The sequence below is a fragment of the Rahnella victoriana genome, assembly GCF_021276285.1.
Classification (GTDB): Bacteria; Pseudomonadota; Gammaproteobacteria; order Enterobacterales; family Enterobacteriaceae; genus Rahnella; species Rahnella victoriana.
In genome coordinates this window covers 594925-609146 of record NZ_CP089920.1, presented here as the reverse complement: position 1 = coordinate 609146, position 14222 = coordinate 594925, and the positions used below count along the sequence as shown (strand labels likewise).

Sequence of the window (14222 nt, the reverse complement as noted above, 5' to 3'; positions counted from 1 at the left end):
TAAAAAAGCCGGTGACACTTTCGTATCACCGGCTTTTCGCTGCGCCTGAGCGCAGAACTCAACCTTACTGGTTCAGCAGTTGCTGCGCGGTTTTCTCAACCAGTGCCAGCAGCACTTTCACGTCTTCCAGCGTCACCGTCGGGTTCAGCAGGGTCAGTTTCAGGCAGGTGACACCGTTATGTTCGGTCACGCCGACGTTGGCACGGCCGGATTCCAGCAATGCATCGCCGATTTTCTGGTTCAGCAGTGCGATAGCGGCATCGCTGCTGCCTGCCAGTTGCGCAGGACGATAGCGGAACAGCACGCTGGCCAGTTGTGGTTTCATCACCAGTTCCAGCGAGGCTTCAGAGGTCACATATTGCGCGACGTCCTGTGCCAGCGTCACGCCGTGATCGATGATCGCCGCGTACTGTTTCTGACCTAACGCTTCCAGCCCCATCCACAGTTTCAGTGCATCGAAACGGCGGGTGGTTTGCAGCGATTTGGACACCAGATTCGGCACGCCTGCGGCTTCGTCGAACTCAGAGTTCAGGTAAGCGGCCTGATAGCGCATCAGCTCATAGTGACGCTCTTCTTTGAGCAGGAACGCGCCGCAGCTGATGGTCTGGAAGAACTGTTTGTGGAAGTCCAGAGTGATGGAATCCACTAACTCGATGCCGTCCAGATAATGGCGGTATTTTTCGGACAGCAATAACGCACCGCCCCACGCCGCATCCACGTGAACCCAAATCTGATGCTCTGCCGCCAGTTCAGCAATGGCACGCAGCGGGTCGATAGCACCGGCATCGGTGGTACCGGCGGTCGCGACGATAGCCAGAATCTGATCACCGTTGGCCTGCGCCTGCGCCACTTTCTCGCGCAAATCGTTGAGATCCATACGCGCGAACTCATCGGTTTTCACCAGCGTTACGCACTGGTAACCGAGACCGAGCAGCGCCATGTTTTTCTGCACAGAGAAATGCGCATTTTCAGAACATAACACTTTAATCTTACGCAGATTACCGACCAGACCATCCTGCTGGATGGAATGCCCCTGACGGGCGAAGAAGGCATCACGCGCCAGCATCAGGCCCATCAGATTGCTCTGGGTGCCGCCGCTGGTGAACACGCCCGCGTCGCCAGCCTGATAGCCGACCTGAGTACGCAGCCATTCGATCAGTTTCATCTCGATGATGGTCGCTGACGGGCTTTGGTCCCAGGAGTCCATGCTCTGGTTGGTGGCGTTAATCAGCACTTCCGCCGCCTGGCTGACCACCAGACTCGGACAGTGCAGGTGCGCCACGCATTGCGGGTGATGCACAGACAGGCTGTCTTTCAGGAAATACTCAATCGCGCGTTCAATCGCGGCCTGGTTACCCAGACCGTTTGGATTGAAATCCAGGGTAATACGTTCACGCAGTTCAGCAACGGTTTTGCCCTGATACATCTCAGGTTGTTGCAGCCACTGCACAACAGCTTCGCTGCTCTGTGCAATGGCCTGCTGGTAGGCTTCAGTGCTGTGCGCTGAGCCTGCCAGAATCGGGTTTAACTCGGACATCGGTGTCTCTTACTCCGCTCAGGCAGGTTTGATGCCAGCCGCTAACAGCGCCTGCTCAAACTTGTCGAGGAAAATACCCAGCTCATCGTTGGTGATCAGCAGGGATGGCAACAGGCGCAGCACGCAACCATTACGGCCGCCGCGTTCAAGGATCAGGCCCGCTTCGAAACATTTTTTCTGCAACAACGCAGACAATTCGCCGTCAGCCGGGTAGCAACCCATGTGATCCTGTGCTTCGTTCGGTTTGACGATCTCGATACCGATCATCAGACCCAGACCGCGCACGTGACCGATAACCGGATAGCGTTTCTGCATGTCAGCCAGTCTGGCTTTCAGCCATTCGCCCTGCGCTGCCACTTTCTCCGCGATCTTGCCGTCTTTCAGGATTTTCAGGGTGGTCAGGCCGGTCGCCATCGCCAGCTGGTTGCCGCGGAATGTACCGGTGTGGTGACCCGGTGCCCAGGCATCGAACTGTTTTTTGATACCCAGAACCGCCAGTGGCAGACCACCGCCGACAGCTTTTGACATCACGATGATGTCCGGCTCAATACCCGCGTGTTCGAACGCGAACTGCTTACCGGTACGGCAGAAACCTGCCTGCACTTCATCGAGGATCAGCAGAATGCCGTGTTCCTGAGTCACTTTACGGATGCGCTGCAACCACTCAGCCGGAGCCGGGTTCACGCCGCCTTCGCCCTGCACCGCTTCCAGAATGACAGCCGCAGGTTTACGAACGCCGCTTTCCACATCGTTGATCAGGTTTTCGAAATAATAGGTTAAAGCTTTCACGCCCGCGTCACCGCCAATGCCCAACGGGCAGCGGTACTGATGCGGATAAGGCATGAACTGCACTTCCGGCATCATGCCGTTAACCGCTTCTTTCGGAGACAGATTACCGGTCACCGCCAGCGTGGCGTGCGTCATACCGTGATAACCGCCGGAGAAGCTGATGATACCGGTACGGCCGGTCACTTTTTTCGCCAGTTTCATTGCGGCTTCAACAGCATCCGCACCGGACGGGCCGGTGAACTGCAGGCAATACTCTTTGCCCTGTTGTGGCAATAAAGAGAGCAGATATTCAGAGAACTGGTCTTTCAGGGGAGTTGTCAGATCCAGTGTATGTAACGGCAAGCCGCTGGTAATGACATTTTGGATGCTTTGCAGCACGTCAGGATGATTATGTCCAAGAGCAAGCGTACCCGCGCCAGCCAGGCAATCAAGATATTGATTATCTTCAACATCAGTGATCCAAACGCCATTGGCCTTCGCAATTGCCAGAGGCAATTTACGTGGATAACTCCTAACATTCGATTCAAATTCAGCTTGTCTCGCCAAATAGGTTTCATTGTTTCCGTTTAATGAATTCGCACCTAAACTGTCAATACGGACTTTATCCGTCATCATATCTCTCCTACAACCGTGGGTTATTAGAACGCCACAATTGAATAAATTTGATTAAAAAAATGACTGCCATGGGAAAAACGCGGCCAATATATGGCTTTTTTGCCCCCACCTCAATAATTTATTTTGTATAGAATTGTTTATTCTTTTTTATACGAATCAATATGTTGCTGATTTAATGAACGATCGTGCTGACATAAGCCCGTTATGCGGTCATTAATAAAGCACTAAAAAGCCCATGTACCCCGTAAAACAACGGGTAAACACGTGCGCTGAGGGAGCAAGACTGGCCGGTGACTGTGCCGTGCCAGCGGGGAAGAAAAACGCACTTCTCTATTATAGTCCCCGTGGTATTCAGTGAAGGGCGTAATAATCAAAACGGGCAGTAAATGGCTGAATAGTAGCCGGATAAAGATGTGTAAAACTATTACACGGATATCCCGTCAGGTTATTATCCGGTAATAGCCACTTGCTGACGATGATTTATATATCCCGTCTTTCAGAGATATTTCACTTAAATATCAGATTCCGCGATCCGGCCCCTGCGGTACAAATCATACAGCGCCACGTAATCCTGAAAGACCTGCACCAGAAACGGGTCGGATTCCGGCGGAAGCGACTGGCTGGTTTGCATCTGATAACGGGTTCTCACCGCATCCACCCACAACTTATCCGCCGCCGGACCCGGCTCCTGCACCAGATGCGCCAGCCAGTAGACGGTATTTTTTCGCACCGTCACCGCAGGTTCCGGGCAACGGCAACACCACCAGACCGGCTCGAGTATTTTATGAAACAGCACCGGGCTGGCGCTCCGCCAGACGGAAGACGCAAACGGCAGTGGCGTCCACGCGCGTTGCCAGTGCAGTGCCTGCCCCGTCAGGAGTGACATCATCAGCGCCTGCGCCGATCCTGAAAACGCTCTGGTCATATTTCTTCCTTTATTTCCATAAACAACTCGCCACAGGAAAAGTAGCGTATAACGGCCCGGACAGGGCATTTATTTTCTCAAAAGTGGTTTAAAAAGCAGGACTTTTTGACCACCGGCCTCCCCTGCCCGCCATCCCCTCTTCGCGATTTATGAATTCAGTTCATAAAGTCTTGCGGATAACAGCCTCTAATCTGATGAAAGAACAGCGGCTACTATTAACGCCATCTTGATACCTGCCGTGAGGTACATCCTGCAATCCCATCATCTTGTGATTATGTGATGACAGGATTTTCGGCAACCACGCTTCAGAGGAGAATCACATGCAAAAACGTACGCTGGGAAAATCGGGTCTTGAAGTCTCTGCGCTGGGTTTAGGCTGTATGGGGCTGAGCCACGGTTACGGCCCTGCCACGGAAACCAGACAGGCGGTCGAACTGATCCGCAGTGCCGTGGAACGCGGCGTGACATTCTTTGATACCGCTGAAGTTTACGGTCCGTATCTCAACGAAGAAGTGGTCGGCGAAGCGCTGGCTCCCGTGCGCGATAAAGTGGTGATCGCCACCAAATTCGGCTTCACTTTTGGTGATGATAATAAGCAGCAAATCCTCAACAGCCGCCCGGAACATATCCGCCAGGCCGTTGAAGGCTCGCTGAAACGCCTGAAAACCGATGTGATTGATTTGCTGTATCAGCACCGCGTCGATCCGGAAGTGCCGATTGAAGATGTCGCCGGTACGGTGAAAGATCTGATCAGCGAAGGCAAGGTGAAGCACTTCGGGCTGTCCGAGGCTGGCGCACACACCATCCGCCGGGCGCATGCAGTTCAACCGGTGACCGCGTTACAAAGTGAATATTCCATGTGGTGGCGTGAGCCGGAGCAGGACATCATGCCGACGCTGGAAGAACTGGGAATTGGTTTTGTGTCGTTCAGCCCGCTGGGCAAAGGCTTCCTGACCGGTTCCATCGCCGCGGGTTCGACCTTCGGCAACGACGATTTCCGCAGTCTTGTGCCCCGCTTCTCGCCGGAAGCGCTGGCGGCCAATCAGGCGCTGGTCGCGATGCTGCATCAGATCGCTCAGGACAAAAAAGTGACGCCTGCGCAAATCGCGCTGGCCTGGTTGCTGGCACAAAAACCGTGGATTGTGCCGATCCCCGGCACCACCAAACTGCACCGTCTGGAAGAAAATCTCGGTGCGGCAGACGTGACGCTGACCGACAGCGAACTGCGTAACATCGCCACCGCGCTGGAAACCGTCAAGGTGCAGGGCGACCGCTACCCTGCCGCCTTACAGGCGCGGGTCGGGCGTTAACCGGAAACAAGAAAGGGTCCTTGCGGACCCTTTTTTTATCACCGCAAATCAATATCCCTGCGTGACAATTTTTGCGGCGGAAGCCAGCACATCGCGGCGGGATTTCGCGTCTTTCTCCGGCTGGGTGAAATAGGTGATCAGAATCAAGGGTGCCTTGTTATCCGGCCAGATCACTGCGATATCATTGGTCGTGCCGTAATCGCCGCTGCCGGTTTTATCGCCGACCACCCAGGTCGCCGGCAGCCCGGCGCGGATGCTCATCCCACCGGTGGTATTGCCCTTCATCCACTCCACCAGTTGCGCACGTTGTGGTTCGGCCAGCGCCGTGCCCAGCGTGGCGTGTTGCAGACTCAGCGCCATGGCACGCGGTGACGTGGTGTCGCGATCATCGCCCGGAATGGCGGTGTTCAGCGTCGGTTCCGTGCGGTCGAGACGGAAGGTGTTATCGCCAAGTGTGCGGGCATACGCCGTCACTTTTTGCGGGCCGCCAAGCTGTTCGATCAGCTTGTTCATGGCGGTGTTGTCGCTGTACTGCAACGCGGCAGCCGCCAGTTCACCGATCGTCATGCCGGTGTCCAGATGCTTTTCGGTGATCGGGTTGTAATTCACCAGATCGGATTTTTTCAGGCTGATACGCCGGGTCAGCAGTTCCGTTTGCGTTTCGCTCTGTTTGAGAATGGCGGACGCGGCCATGAATTTACTGGTGCTGCACATGGCAAAACGTTCATCGGCGCGGTAAGCAATTTGCGAATTATCCGCCGTGTTGATCAGCATCACCCCAAGACGGCCGCCGCTGTCTTTTTCCAGCGCCGCCAGTTGTTGCTGGACGGACGTCATGTTGCTGGCGGTTTGCGCCCATGATGCCGCGCTGAAAGCAAGCAGGGGCACCACAGCCGCCGCCATCAGCACGGTTTTACGCAGGGTATTTTTCATCATCAAAGCCTTCTCCTTTTTATTGGCGAAGGGATTATGACAAAAGCGGCAGCAGAAAGTAAAAAACCCGACAAAAATTGTCGGGTTTTAGAACGGATACAGAACTATTTTCAGAAACTCAGCCGGATTTAGAACGTTTCCCAGTTGCCCTGATCCGCATTCCCCGCCGGTAAAGCCTGACGGTTTGACAGCAAGGCCGGTGTTTTGGCCTGAGCGGCTTTACGCACTGCCGCCGTCGCCGAACCGGCGCTGACTTTAAAGATGCTGATCGCCTGCGATAAACGCTCCGCCTGCTCATTGAGTGAGTACGCGGCCGATGACGCTTCCTGAACCAATGCGGCGTTCTGCTGCGTGACTTCATCCATCTGGTTGATGGCTTTGTTGATCTCTTCAATGCCGGTGCTTTGCTCATTGCTGGCAATGGCAATCTCGCCGACGATATCGGTGACGTTTTTCACGCTTGAGACCACTTCTGCCATGGTTTCCCCGGCTTTGGCGACCAGTTGCGTACCGTTATCCACTTTCGCCACAGAATCGTCGATCAGCACTTTGATCTCTTTCGCGGCGCTGGCGGAACGTTGCGCCAGGTTGCGGACTTCCGATGCCACCACGGCAAAGCCACGTCCCTGCTCACCGGCACGCGCGGCCTCAACGGCGGCGTTCAGCGCCAGAATGTTGGTCTGGAAAGCGATGCCGTCGATCACCGCAATGATATCGACAATCTTACGCGAAGACGTATTAATGCCTTCCATGGTGTTCACCACTTCGCCCACCACTTCACCGCCCTGCACTGCAACACGGGAAGCCTGCGCCGCCAGCTGATTGGCCTGATGCGCGTTATCGGCATTCTGTTTCACGGTAGCGGTCATCTGCTCCATCGCCGACGCTGTTTCTTCCAGCGAGCTGGCCTGCTGCTCAGTACGGGAAGACAAATCCAGGTTCCCGGCGGCGATTTCGCTGGAAGCGCTGGTGATGGCGTTGGTGCCTGCACGCACTTCGGTGACGATTTTCAGCAGGTTTTCGTTCATGTTTTTCAGACCCTGCATCAGCTGACCGGTTTCGTCATGTGACGTCACCTGGATCTGCGTGGTCAGATCCCCTGCCGCCACATTTTCAGCCACTTTCACGGCAGTATGCAGAGGACGGGTGATGGAACGGGTCAGGAAGAAGCCCAGCGCGGCAGCGACTAAAATCGCCAGCGCGGAGAAAATCAGTGTCAGCTGAATGGCGACAGACCCGTCTGACACCGCTTTTTTGCCTTCGGCCTGCAACTGCTGATCCTGAGAGTTGGCAAACGCGGTCGCCAGATCCAGATACGCATTTTGCGAGGTGGTCAGTTTGCGCAGCACATATTCCGTTGCACCGTCCATATCCCCGGCGCGGGTTAAGGCGACCAGTTGTTCTTTCGCCGCTTCAAAGGTATCGCTCGCATCCTGCAAGGCTTTGATTTTTTGCTTGCCGGTCACAGTGGTCTGGATGGCGGCGATTTTATCCATCGCCAGATTAGTTTGTTTAACCGTGTCATCCAGTTGCAAATAACGCTTCTTATTTTGCTCCGGATTTTTAGTATCAATAACAATGCCGCGTAAATATTTAATCTGGTCATTCACGCCGTCACGGACATCAAATGCCAGCCGGACTTTGACATAACGATCGTTGACGATTTGTTCAATGCTGCTGTTAATGCTGCTTATTTTGGTTACGGCTGTCACGCTGACGATGATCAGCAGCAAGATGACGAGGCTGAACGCTGCACCCAGACGGGCGCCGACGCGCATATTGTTGATCAGTTTAAACATTTTATTTCCCTTATTTCCTGGCCAATAAAACAAATACAATGAAAAATAATTCAAAATATTGATTACATAGCGGAACCACTTTCTAATGATTAATTTATTTCAAAAGGGTTATCGGTATAAATAAGGGAATCTTTAGTGAAGAGAATATTTGGAAAGTGTAAAGAAGGATGACTATTTTGCTCCCCCTTCGCAGGGGGAGTGTGATCAGGAAAACATGTCCTCAAGCCAGCCAGCCCGCATTTCGGGCACCGAACGCAGCAACTCGCGGGTGTAATCGTCCAGAGGCTCTGCCAGCGCGGTGGCTGCCGGTCCCTGCCGTGCAATCACGCCCAGTCTGAGCACCGCGACGTCATCCGCCACTTCGCGCACCACCTGCAAATCGTGCGTGATAAACAGGTAAGCAATCCCGGTGTCATGCTGGATCTGGCGTAACAGCGCCAGCACATCGCGGGCGACCAGCGGGTCGAGCGCCGAAGTCGGTTCGTCGCAGACGATGATTTTCGGTTCCGCCGCCAGCGCCCGTGCGATACATACGCGCTGTTTCTGGCCGCCGGAAAGCGCAGCAGGAAAACGTTCCGCAATGTCCGCATTCAGCCCGACCTGTGCCAGCAGGCCACGCACCCGCGCCTCACGCTGGCTGCGGTTCAGGGAAGTAAAACATTCCAGCACGCGGGAAATCTGGTTAAAAATGCGTGCCTTCGGATCCAGCGCCGTATCGGGAATTTGATGGATCAGCTGCACATCGCGTAACTGCACGCGGCTGCGCTGGCGCAAGCTGGCGGGCAATACCTGCTGATCCAGACGGATGTCTCCGGCCTCCGGGGCCAGCAGTCCGCAAATCACTTTGCCGAGGGTCGATTTTCCCGAGCCGGATTCTCCGATCACCGCCAGCGTGCGCCCGCGTGGCAGGCTCAGCGAGATATCCTGCAACACCGGCTGTGCATGATAGCGCGCACTGATATGGCGGATTTCCAGTGCCACCGGCGCATCGCCGGTTTGCGGGGTTTTGCTCCCGCCCTGCGCGTGCAACAGGCGGCGGGTGTAATCCTTCTCAGGCCGCGTCAGCAGTTGCGCGGTTTCCGCCTGCTCAACGGTTTTGCCGTGCTGCAACACCATAATGTGATCGCTGATCTGCGCGACCACCGCCAGATCATGACTGATGTAAATCGCCGCCACGCCGGAAAGACGGATCACGTCACTGATGGCTTTCAGCACGCCAAGCTGCGTGGTGACATCCAGCGCCGTGGTCGGCTCATCGAAAATCAGTAACTCCGGTCCCGCGCACAACGCCATCGCAATCATCGCGCGCTGTAACTGGCCGCCGGAAACCTGATGCGGATAACGCTGATAAAATTGCTGAGGATCCGGCAAACCGAGTTGGGCGAACAATTCAATGGCCCTCGCCTGCGCCTGCTGACGCGGAAGGATACGGTGCTTAAGCGCAGCTTCGATCACCTGCTCGCCCAGCGTGATTGCCGGGTTAAAGGCCGCCCCGGCAGACTGCGCGACATAGGCGATATGCCTGCCGCGAACCTGTCGCAACTGACGCTCAGACAGCGCGGTCAGTTCCTGACCGTTGAAGCGGATACTGCCGGACTGAATGCGCATCCCCTGACGGCAATGGCCGGGGATCGCCAGCCCGATGGTGGATTTCCCTGCGCCGGATTCGCCGATCAGCCCGAGCACTTCGCCACGTTTCACGGTGAACGACACATCATCCACCAGCACACGGGGATTTTTCCCCTGCGACACCACGCGCAGGTTTTCGACCTTCAGTAAGTGTCCGGTCATGCTTTCTTCCCCCACACGCGACGTTCACCGCTCATCAGCCAGTCCGCCACGGCGTTGACCGCCAGCGCCAGCACCGCAATCGCGCCACCCGGCAGCAGTGCCGCCCAGACGCCAAACAAAATGCCATCTTTGTTATCCCGCGCCAGCCCGCCCCAGTCGGCGGTCGGCGGCTGAATGCCCAGCCCGAGGAATGACAGCGCCGAGAGGAACAGCAGAATAAAGATAAAACGCAGGCCGAATTCGGCAATCAGCGTCTGCAACGCATTCGGCAAAATCACATGCCAGAGGATCCAGCCAAGGCTTTCACCGCGCAGACGGGCCACATCGACAAATTCCATCACGCCGATATCCACCGCCAGCGACCGCGCCACGCGCAGTACCCGGACGGATTCCAGCATGCCGAGCACCAGCGTCAGCACCAGAAGGGTTTTCGGCAAAACCGCCAGGACGATCAGCGCCAGGATCAGCGTCGGAATGGCCATCACGATATCGTTACAGCGGGAAATCACCTGATCCAGCCAGCCGCCGCGCAGCCCGGCAATAAAACCGAGCGTACAGCCGACGGCAAACGCCACCAGCGCCGCCAGCGCCGTCACACCGAGAGAGACGCGGGTGCCCCAGATCAGGCGGGAAAGCAGATCGCGGCCGAGATTATCCGTACCGAGCAGCGCATTCGGCCCCGGTAAATCCCATGACATGCCGAGGGTCTGATCCGGCGCGTGAGGTGCCAGCCACGGCGCAAAAATGGCGATAAGTATAAACAGACTCAGTACCAGCAGACCGAGTACCGAAACCGGTTTTAATGCAGGGAGTGCACGCATTGCAGCAATTCCTAAAATTCAGCGGTTGTGGCGTAAACGCGGATTGGCGACCAGCGCCATCACATCGGCCAGCAAATTCAGCAGGATATAAATCCCGGCCAGCAGCAGCGCGCAATCCTGCATCACCGGAATGTCGCGTTTGCTGATGCTGTCGACCATATATTGTCCCAGCCCCGGATAGACAAACACGTTCTCGACGATCACCACGCCGACCATCAGGTAAGCCAGATTGATCGCCACGACGTTAATGATCGGCCCCACGGCGTTGGGCAATACGTGACGCCATAAAATGCGCGACGGCGACAGCCCTTTCAGCAGCGCGGTATCGACATACGCCGAACTTTGCGCGGCAATCAGCGCGGCGCGGGTCATGTTGCTCATATGGCCGAGGATCGCCAGCACCAGCGTGGCGCACGGCAGGGAAATCGCAGAGAGTCGGGCGGCCAGCGGCATCTCCGCCGTGATACTGCTGTTGCTCGGCGCCCATGCCAGCGTAATGGCAAAAATCAGGATCAGCAGATAACCGGAGAAGAATTCCGGCAGCGCGACGGTGGCGCGGGTGATGGCGCTGAGCAGCGTATCAATGACACTGCCCTGATAACGCACCGAGATAAACCCGATCAGCAGCGCCAGCGGCACGGCAATCGCGGCGGTGCATCCGGCCAGAAACAGCGTATTCCCCAGACGGGTAAACAGCGGACCGCTGATGGCTTCGCGGGTGGAAAAACTGGTGCCGAAATCGCCGTGCAGCACGCCGGTCAGCCAGCTCAGATAGCGACTGACCGCCGGCTGATCCAGCCCGAGTTGCAGATTCAGCTCGCGGATGGCTTCCGGCGTGGCGCTCTGCCCGAGGATCGCCGTCGCCGCGTTGCCCGGCAACAGTTGCACACCGGCAAAAATCAGCATGGAAACCGCCAGCACCACCAGCACGCCATAAAACAGGCGAACCAGAATCATGCTCAGCAGCGAAGAACGAAAGTGCGAAAAACGGCCCGCAGGCCGTTGAGTCGCTTTCTGTTGTGCAGATAAGTCAGACATATTTTTACCCGGTTCAGCCTTCGATCCAGACTTTCTCCGCCGCACGGTTACCGCTCAGCGGCATGCCCGGCACAGACGTGAACCCTTTGATTTTGGCGGAACACCCGTCCAGCGCATCGGCGTACAGCGGAATGATTTCGCTGCCCTGATCGACCAGCATCACCTGAATATCATGATAAATCTGTTTACGGCGCGCTTCGTCCGCTTCGCCGCGTGCGGCTTTGACCATCGCATCAAATTCCGGCACATGCCACGCCGATTCATTCCAGGAAGACTGGCTGGTGAATACCAGCGAAAGCAGCGCGTCGGCGGTCGGACGGTTCGCCCAGTTCGACGACACAAAGGCTTTCTTCTGCCAGATGTCATTCCAGAACGCATCGTCCGGCACGCGCACCACATTCAGGTTAATGCCCACTTTGGCAGCGGATTGCTGATAAAGCTGACCGGCATCGACCGCGCCGGGGAAACCGGCATCCGCCACATTGAGCGTCAGCGGGCCGCTGAAACCGGATTTCTTCCAGTGGAATTGCGCTTTTTCCGGATCGTACGTGCGCTGCGGGATGTCTTTGGCGAAGTAACGGTTCGACGGGAAAATCGGGTTGTCGTTCGCCACGCTGGCGTAACCGCCGAGCACGGTGTCGATAATCTTCTGGCGATCAATGGCGTATTTCAGCGCCAGACGGCCATCGACATTATCGAAGGGTGCCAGATTCGACAGGCCGGGGAAGGTGTAAATCATGCTGTCTTTGGCGCGCACCAGTTTCAGGTTCGGCATACGTTCGATGCGGCTGACGATGCGCGGATTCACGCGGTTAATCAGCTGCGCCGACCCGCTGACCAGCGCCGCCACGCGGGCGGTGGAGTCGTTCATCGCCAGCGTTTCGACGGAATCCACATGGCCGCGTTCGCTGTTCCAGTAATTCGGATTGCGTTTGGTCAGCGTGGTCACGCCCGGCTGGAATTTCTCCAGAATGAACGCGCCGGTGCCGATGCCTTTATCAAAGTTTTCATTTTCAGCGGTAATGGCGAAATGCACGGCGCTCAGCAGCCAGACGAATTCGACGTCCGGCGCGGTGAGTTTAATCGTCACTTCGTGATCGCCGGTGGCTTCTATCGAACTGACAGCATCCAGATAGCCTTTCACCGGCGAAGTGGATTTCTCACCGCGATGGTGATTCAGGGAATAGACCACGTCTTTCGCGCCCAGCGAGCGGCCATCGTGGAACTGCACGCCCTGACGGATTTTCAGCACCCAGGTTTTGCTGCCATCAGTGGAAGCCCACGACTCGGCAAGTGACGGTGCCAGTTTGGCGTTTTCATCGATTTCCACCAGATTGTTAAACATCTGCGAACCGACGAAATACATGTAGGTTTCGAACCAGAATGCCGGATCCAGACGGTCTGTGCTGGAGGCGTTATCCACGCCAACCACCAGATGCCCGCCCTTTTTCGGTTTTTCTGCCTCTGCGGCAAAGGCATTGCCCAGCCACAGGGAATGGGTAGCCGCAGCCACGGAAAGTGCCCCCGCACTTTTAATAAACGAACGACGATCAATCATGTGTTTTCCCCTGTCTCCGAAGGATTCACCTTCTGAATGGATATGCGTTTTATTGTTTTTATGAATGCTCTTTGACGAAAGCCTGTTTCAGCGCGGCAATGTGTTCCGGCCCGATGCCGCAGCAACCGCCGACCATGGTCGCGCCCTGTGCCACCCAGTCTTTCGCGAAATCAAGGTATCCGGCCGGATCGGTGTCCTGACGCATTTTGCTCAGCCCTTCATTGGCACCGCGCGTATTGTCGGAAGGCTCGAAGGCGTTGGCGTACACGCCGATATCCAGCGCAGAACCCTGCGCCGTCAGCGCGTCACGGGCGGTTTTGACCGCCGTCGCCATCACTTCCGGACGGCTGCAATTGAACAGCACGGCACCGGCAGAAATCCGCAGCGCGGCGCTGACCGCCTGTTCCACAGACTCACCGGAGCGCAGCAGCGCGTTGCCGCTTTCATCAAGATTGTCCTGCAGGGTAAAAGAAAGCCACAGCGGACGCGGATCATCGCCCAGCACATCGCGTACGGCGTCGACTTCTGCGACAGAACTTTGGGTCTCAGCCAGCCAGACATCGACGTGATCTGTCAGATTTTCCACCAGCACCCGCAGCAGTTTTTTCGCCGCCACCGGCTCGAACAGATCCGGACGATAAGACCCCAGCACCGGAGGCAGTGAACCCGCGACCCGCACCTTAGCCGGTGCCGCGTCCGCCGCTTCGCGCGCAAGCTTGCCGGAAAGCGCGATCAGCACCGCGCCCTGCTCCGCAAACACTTCTTCCCCGACGTGGAACGGCACGACGGCGTAACTGTTCGTGGTGATCACCTGAGAACCGGCGGCAATAAACGCATCATGAGCGGCACGCACATATTCCGGTGCCTGCATCAGCGCCAGCGCAGACCACTCCGGCTGACGAAAAGGAGCGCCCATCCGGGCCAGTTCGCGGCCCATGCCGCCATCGAGGATTTTAATGTTACTGATCATTGTGTCGCCGCCATCGTATTTTTCTTAACCGAATCAATTATTAACTCAGCAGGTGGCGTCCACTCTACAAAACGAACGTTTAGATGTCTAGATTTCTTAATGGCTAAAAAGTGGGTTTTTAATTGCAAATTGTTCT

Annotated in this window: 11 protein-coding genes; 1 reads left to right on the top strand and 10 read right to left on the bottom strand. The window is 56.3% G+C overall.

The window, feature by feature from the left end; translation table 11 throughout:
* Positions 1–64: 64 nt before the first annotated feature.
* From J9880_RS24050 to J9880_RS24040, 3 genes are all read right to left on the bottom strand, one after another.
* The gene (locus J9880_RS24050) at positions 65–1537 is read right to left on the bottom strand and encodes a pyridoxal phosphate-dependent decarboxylase family protein (protein WP_232770625.1); all 1473 of its coding nucleotides are present in this window, start codon (positions 1535–1537) and stop codon (positions 65–67) included.
* An 18-nt stretch (positions 1538–1555) separates the two neighbouring features.
* Positions 1556–2938, bottom strand: coding sequence for a diaminobutyrate--2-oxoglutarate transaminase (locus J9880_RS24045; protein WP_207391101.1), 1383 nt, complete (start codon positions 2936–2938; stop codon positions 1556–1558).
* A 514-nt stretch (positions 2939–3452) separates the two neighbouring features.
* Positions 3453–3866, bottom strand: coding sequence for a hypothetical protein (locus tag J9880_RS24040; RefSeq protein ID WP_229921219.1), 414 nt, complete (start codon positions 3864–3866; stop codon positions 3453–3455).
* A 320-nt stretch (positions 3867–4186) separates the two neighbouring features.
* Between J9880_RS24040 and J9880_RS24035 the strand changes: the two genes are divergently transcribed.
* A complete protein-coding gene (locus tag J9880_RS24035) occupies positions 4187–5176 on the top strand; it encodes an aldo/keto reductase (protein ID WP_232770623.1) in 990 nt (329 codons plus the stop codon).
* A gap of 48 nt (positions 5177–5224) precedes the next feature.
* Here J9880_RS24035 and blaRAHN read toward each other — a convergent pair whose 3' ends face one another.
* The 7 genes from blaRAHN to J9880_RS24000 form a co-directional block, all read right to left on the bottom strand.
* Positions 5225–6112 carry an RAHN family extended-spectrum class A beta-lactamase gene (gene blaRAHN, locus J9880_RS24030; RefSeq protein ID WP_232770622.1) on the bottom strand — a complete coding sequence of 296 codons (888 nt, stop codon included), beginning with the start codon at positions 6110–6112 and terminating at the stop codon, positions 5225–5227.
* Positions 6113–6237: 125 nt separating this feature from the next.
* Positions 6238–7908 (bottom strand): methyl-accepting chemotaxis protein, encoded by a 1671-nt coding sequence (locus J9880_RS24025; protein ID WP_232770620.1) that lies wholly within the window; start codon positions 7906–7908, stop codon positions 6238–6240.
* Between the two features lie 204 nt (positions 7909–8112).
* Positions 8113–9699 (bottom strand): ABC transporter ATP-binding protein, encoded by a 1587-nt coding sequence (locus J9880_RS24020; protein WP_095925536.1) that lies wholly within the window; start codon positions 9697–9699, stop codon positions 8113–8115.
* A complete protein-coding gene (locus tag J9880_RS24015) occupies positions 9696–10520 on the bottom strand; it encodes an ABC transporter permease (protein WP_232770618.1) in 825 nt (274 codons plus the stop codon). Before J9880_RS24015 ends, J9880_RS24020 begins: the two co-directional genes overlap by 4 nt.
* Positions 10521–10538: 18 nt before the next feature.
* Positions 10539–11477, bottom strand: coding sequence for an ABC transporter permease (locus tag J9880_RS24010; protein ID WP_131694168.1), 939 nt, complete (start codon positions 11475–11477; stop codon positions 10539–10541).
* 94 nt (positions 11478–11571) lie between these two features.
* Positions 11572–13113 (bottom strand): ABC transporter substrate-binding protein, encoded by a 1542-nt coding sequence (locus tag J9880_RS24005; RefSeq protein ID WP_232770922.1) that lies wholly within the window; start codon positions 13111–13113, stop codon positions 11572–11574.
* A gap of 61 nt (positions 13114–13174) precedes the next feature.
* Positions 13175–14086: a homocysteine S-methyltransferase family protein gene (locus tag J9880_RS24000; protein WP_232770617.1), complete on the bottom strand. Its 912-nt coding sequence runs from the start codon at positions 14084–14086 to the stop codon at positions 13175–13177.
* Positions 14087–14222 lie beyond the last annotated feature (136 nt).

What these genes read in the sequence shown, in the direction of transcription:
- J9880_RS24050 (WP_232770625.1), bottom strand. Translation starts at nt 1,537, where the DNA reads ATGTCCGAGTTAAACCCGATTCTGGCAGGCTCAGCGCACAGCACTGAA.
- J9880_RS24045 (WP_207391101.1), bottom strand. Translation starts at nt 2,938, where the DNA reads ATGACGGATAAAGTCCGTATTGACAGTTTAGGTGCGAATTCATTAAAC.
- J9880_RS24040 (WP_229921219.1), bottom strand. Translation starts at nt 3,866, where the DNA reads ATGACCAGAGCGTTTTCAGGATCGGCGCAGGCGCTGATGATGTCACTC.
- J9880_RS24035 (WP_232770623.1), top strand. Translation starts at nt 4,187, where the DNA reads ATGCAAAAACGTACGCTGGGAAAATCGGGTCTTGAAGTCTCTGCGCTG.
- blaRAHN (WP_232770622.1), bottom strand. Translation starts at nt 6,112, where the DNA reads ATGATGAAAAATACCCTGCGTAAAACCGTGCTGATGGCGGCGGCTGTG.
- J9880_RS24025 (WP_232770620.1), bottom strand. Translation starts at nt 7,908, where the DNA reads ATGTTTAAACTGATCAACAATATGCGCGTCGGCGCCCGTCTGGGTGCA.
- J9880_RS24020 (WP_095925536.1), bottom strand. Translation starts at nt 9,699, where the DNA reads ATGACCGGACACTTACTGAAGGTCGAAAACCTGCGCGTGGTGTCGCAG.
- J9880_RS24015 (WP_232770618.1), bottom strand. Translation starts at nt 10,520, where the DNA reads ATGCGTGCACTCCCTGCATTAAAACCGGTTTCGGTACTCGGTCTGCTG.
- J9880_RS24010 (WP_131694168.1), bottom strand. Translation starts at nt 11,477, where the DNA reads ATGATTCTGGTTCGCCTGTTTTATGGCGTGCTGGTGGTGCTGGCGGTT.
- J9880_RS24000 (WP_232770617.1), bottom strand. Translation starts at nt 14,086, where the DNA reads ATGATCAGTAACATTAAAATCCTCGATGGCGGCATGGGCCGCGAACTG.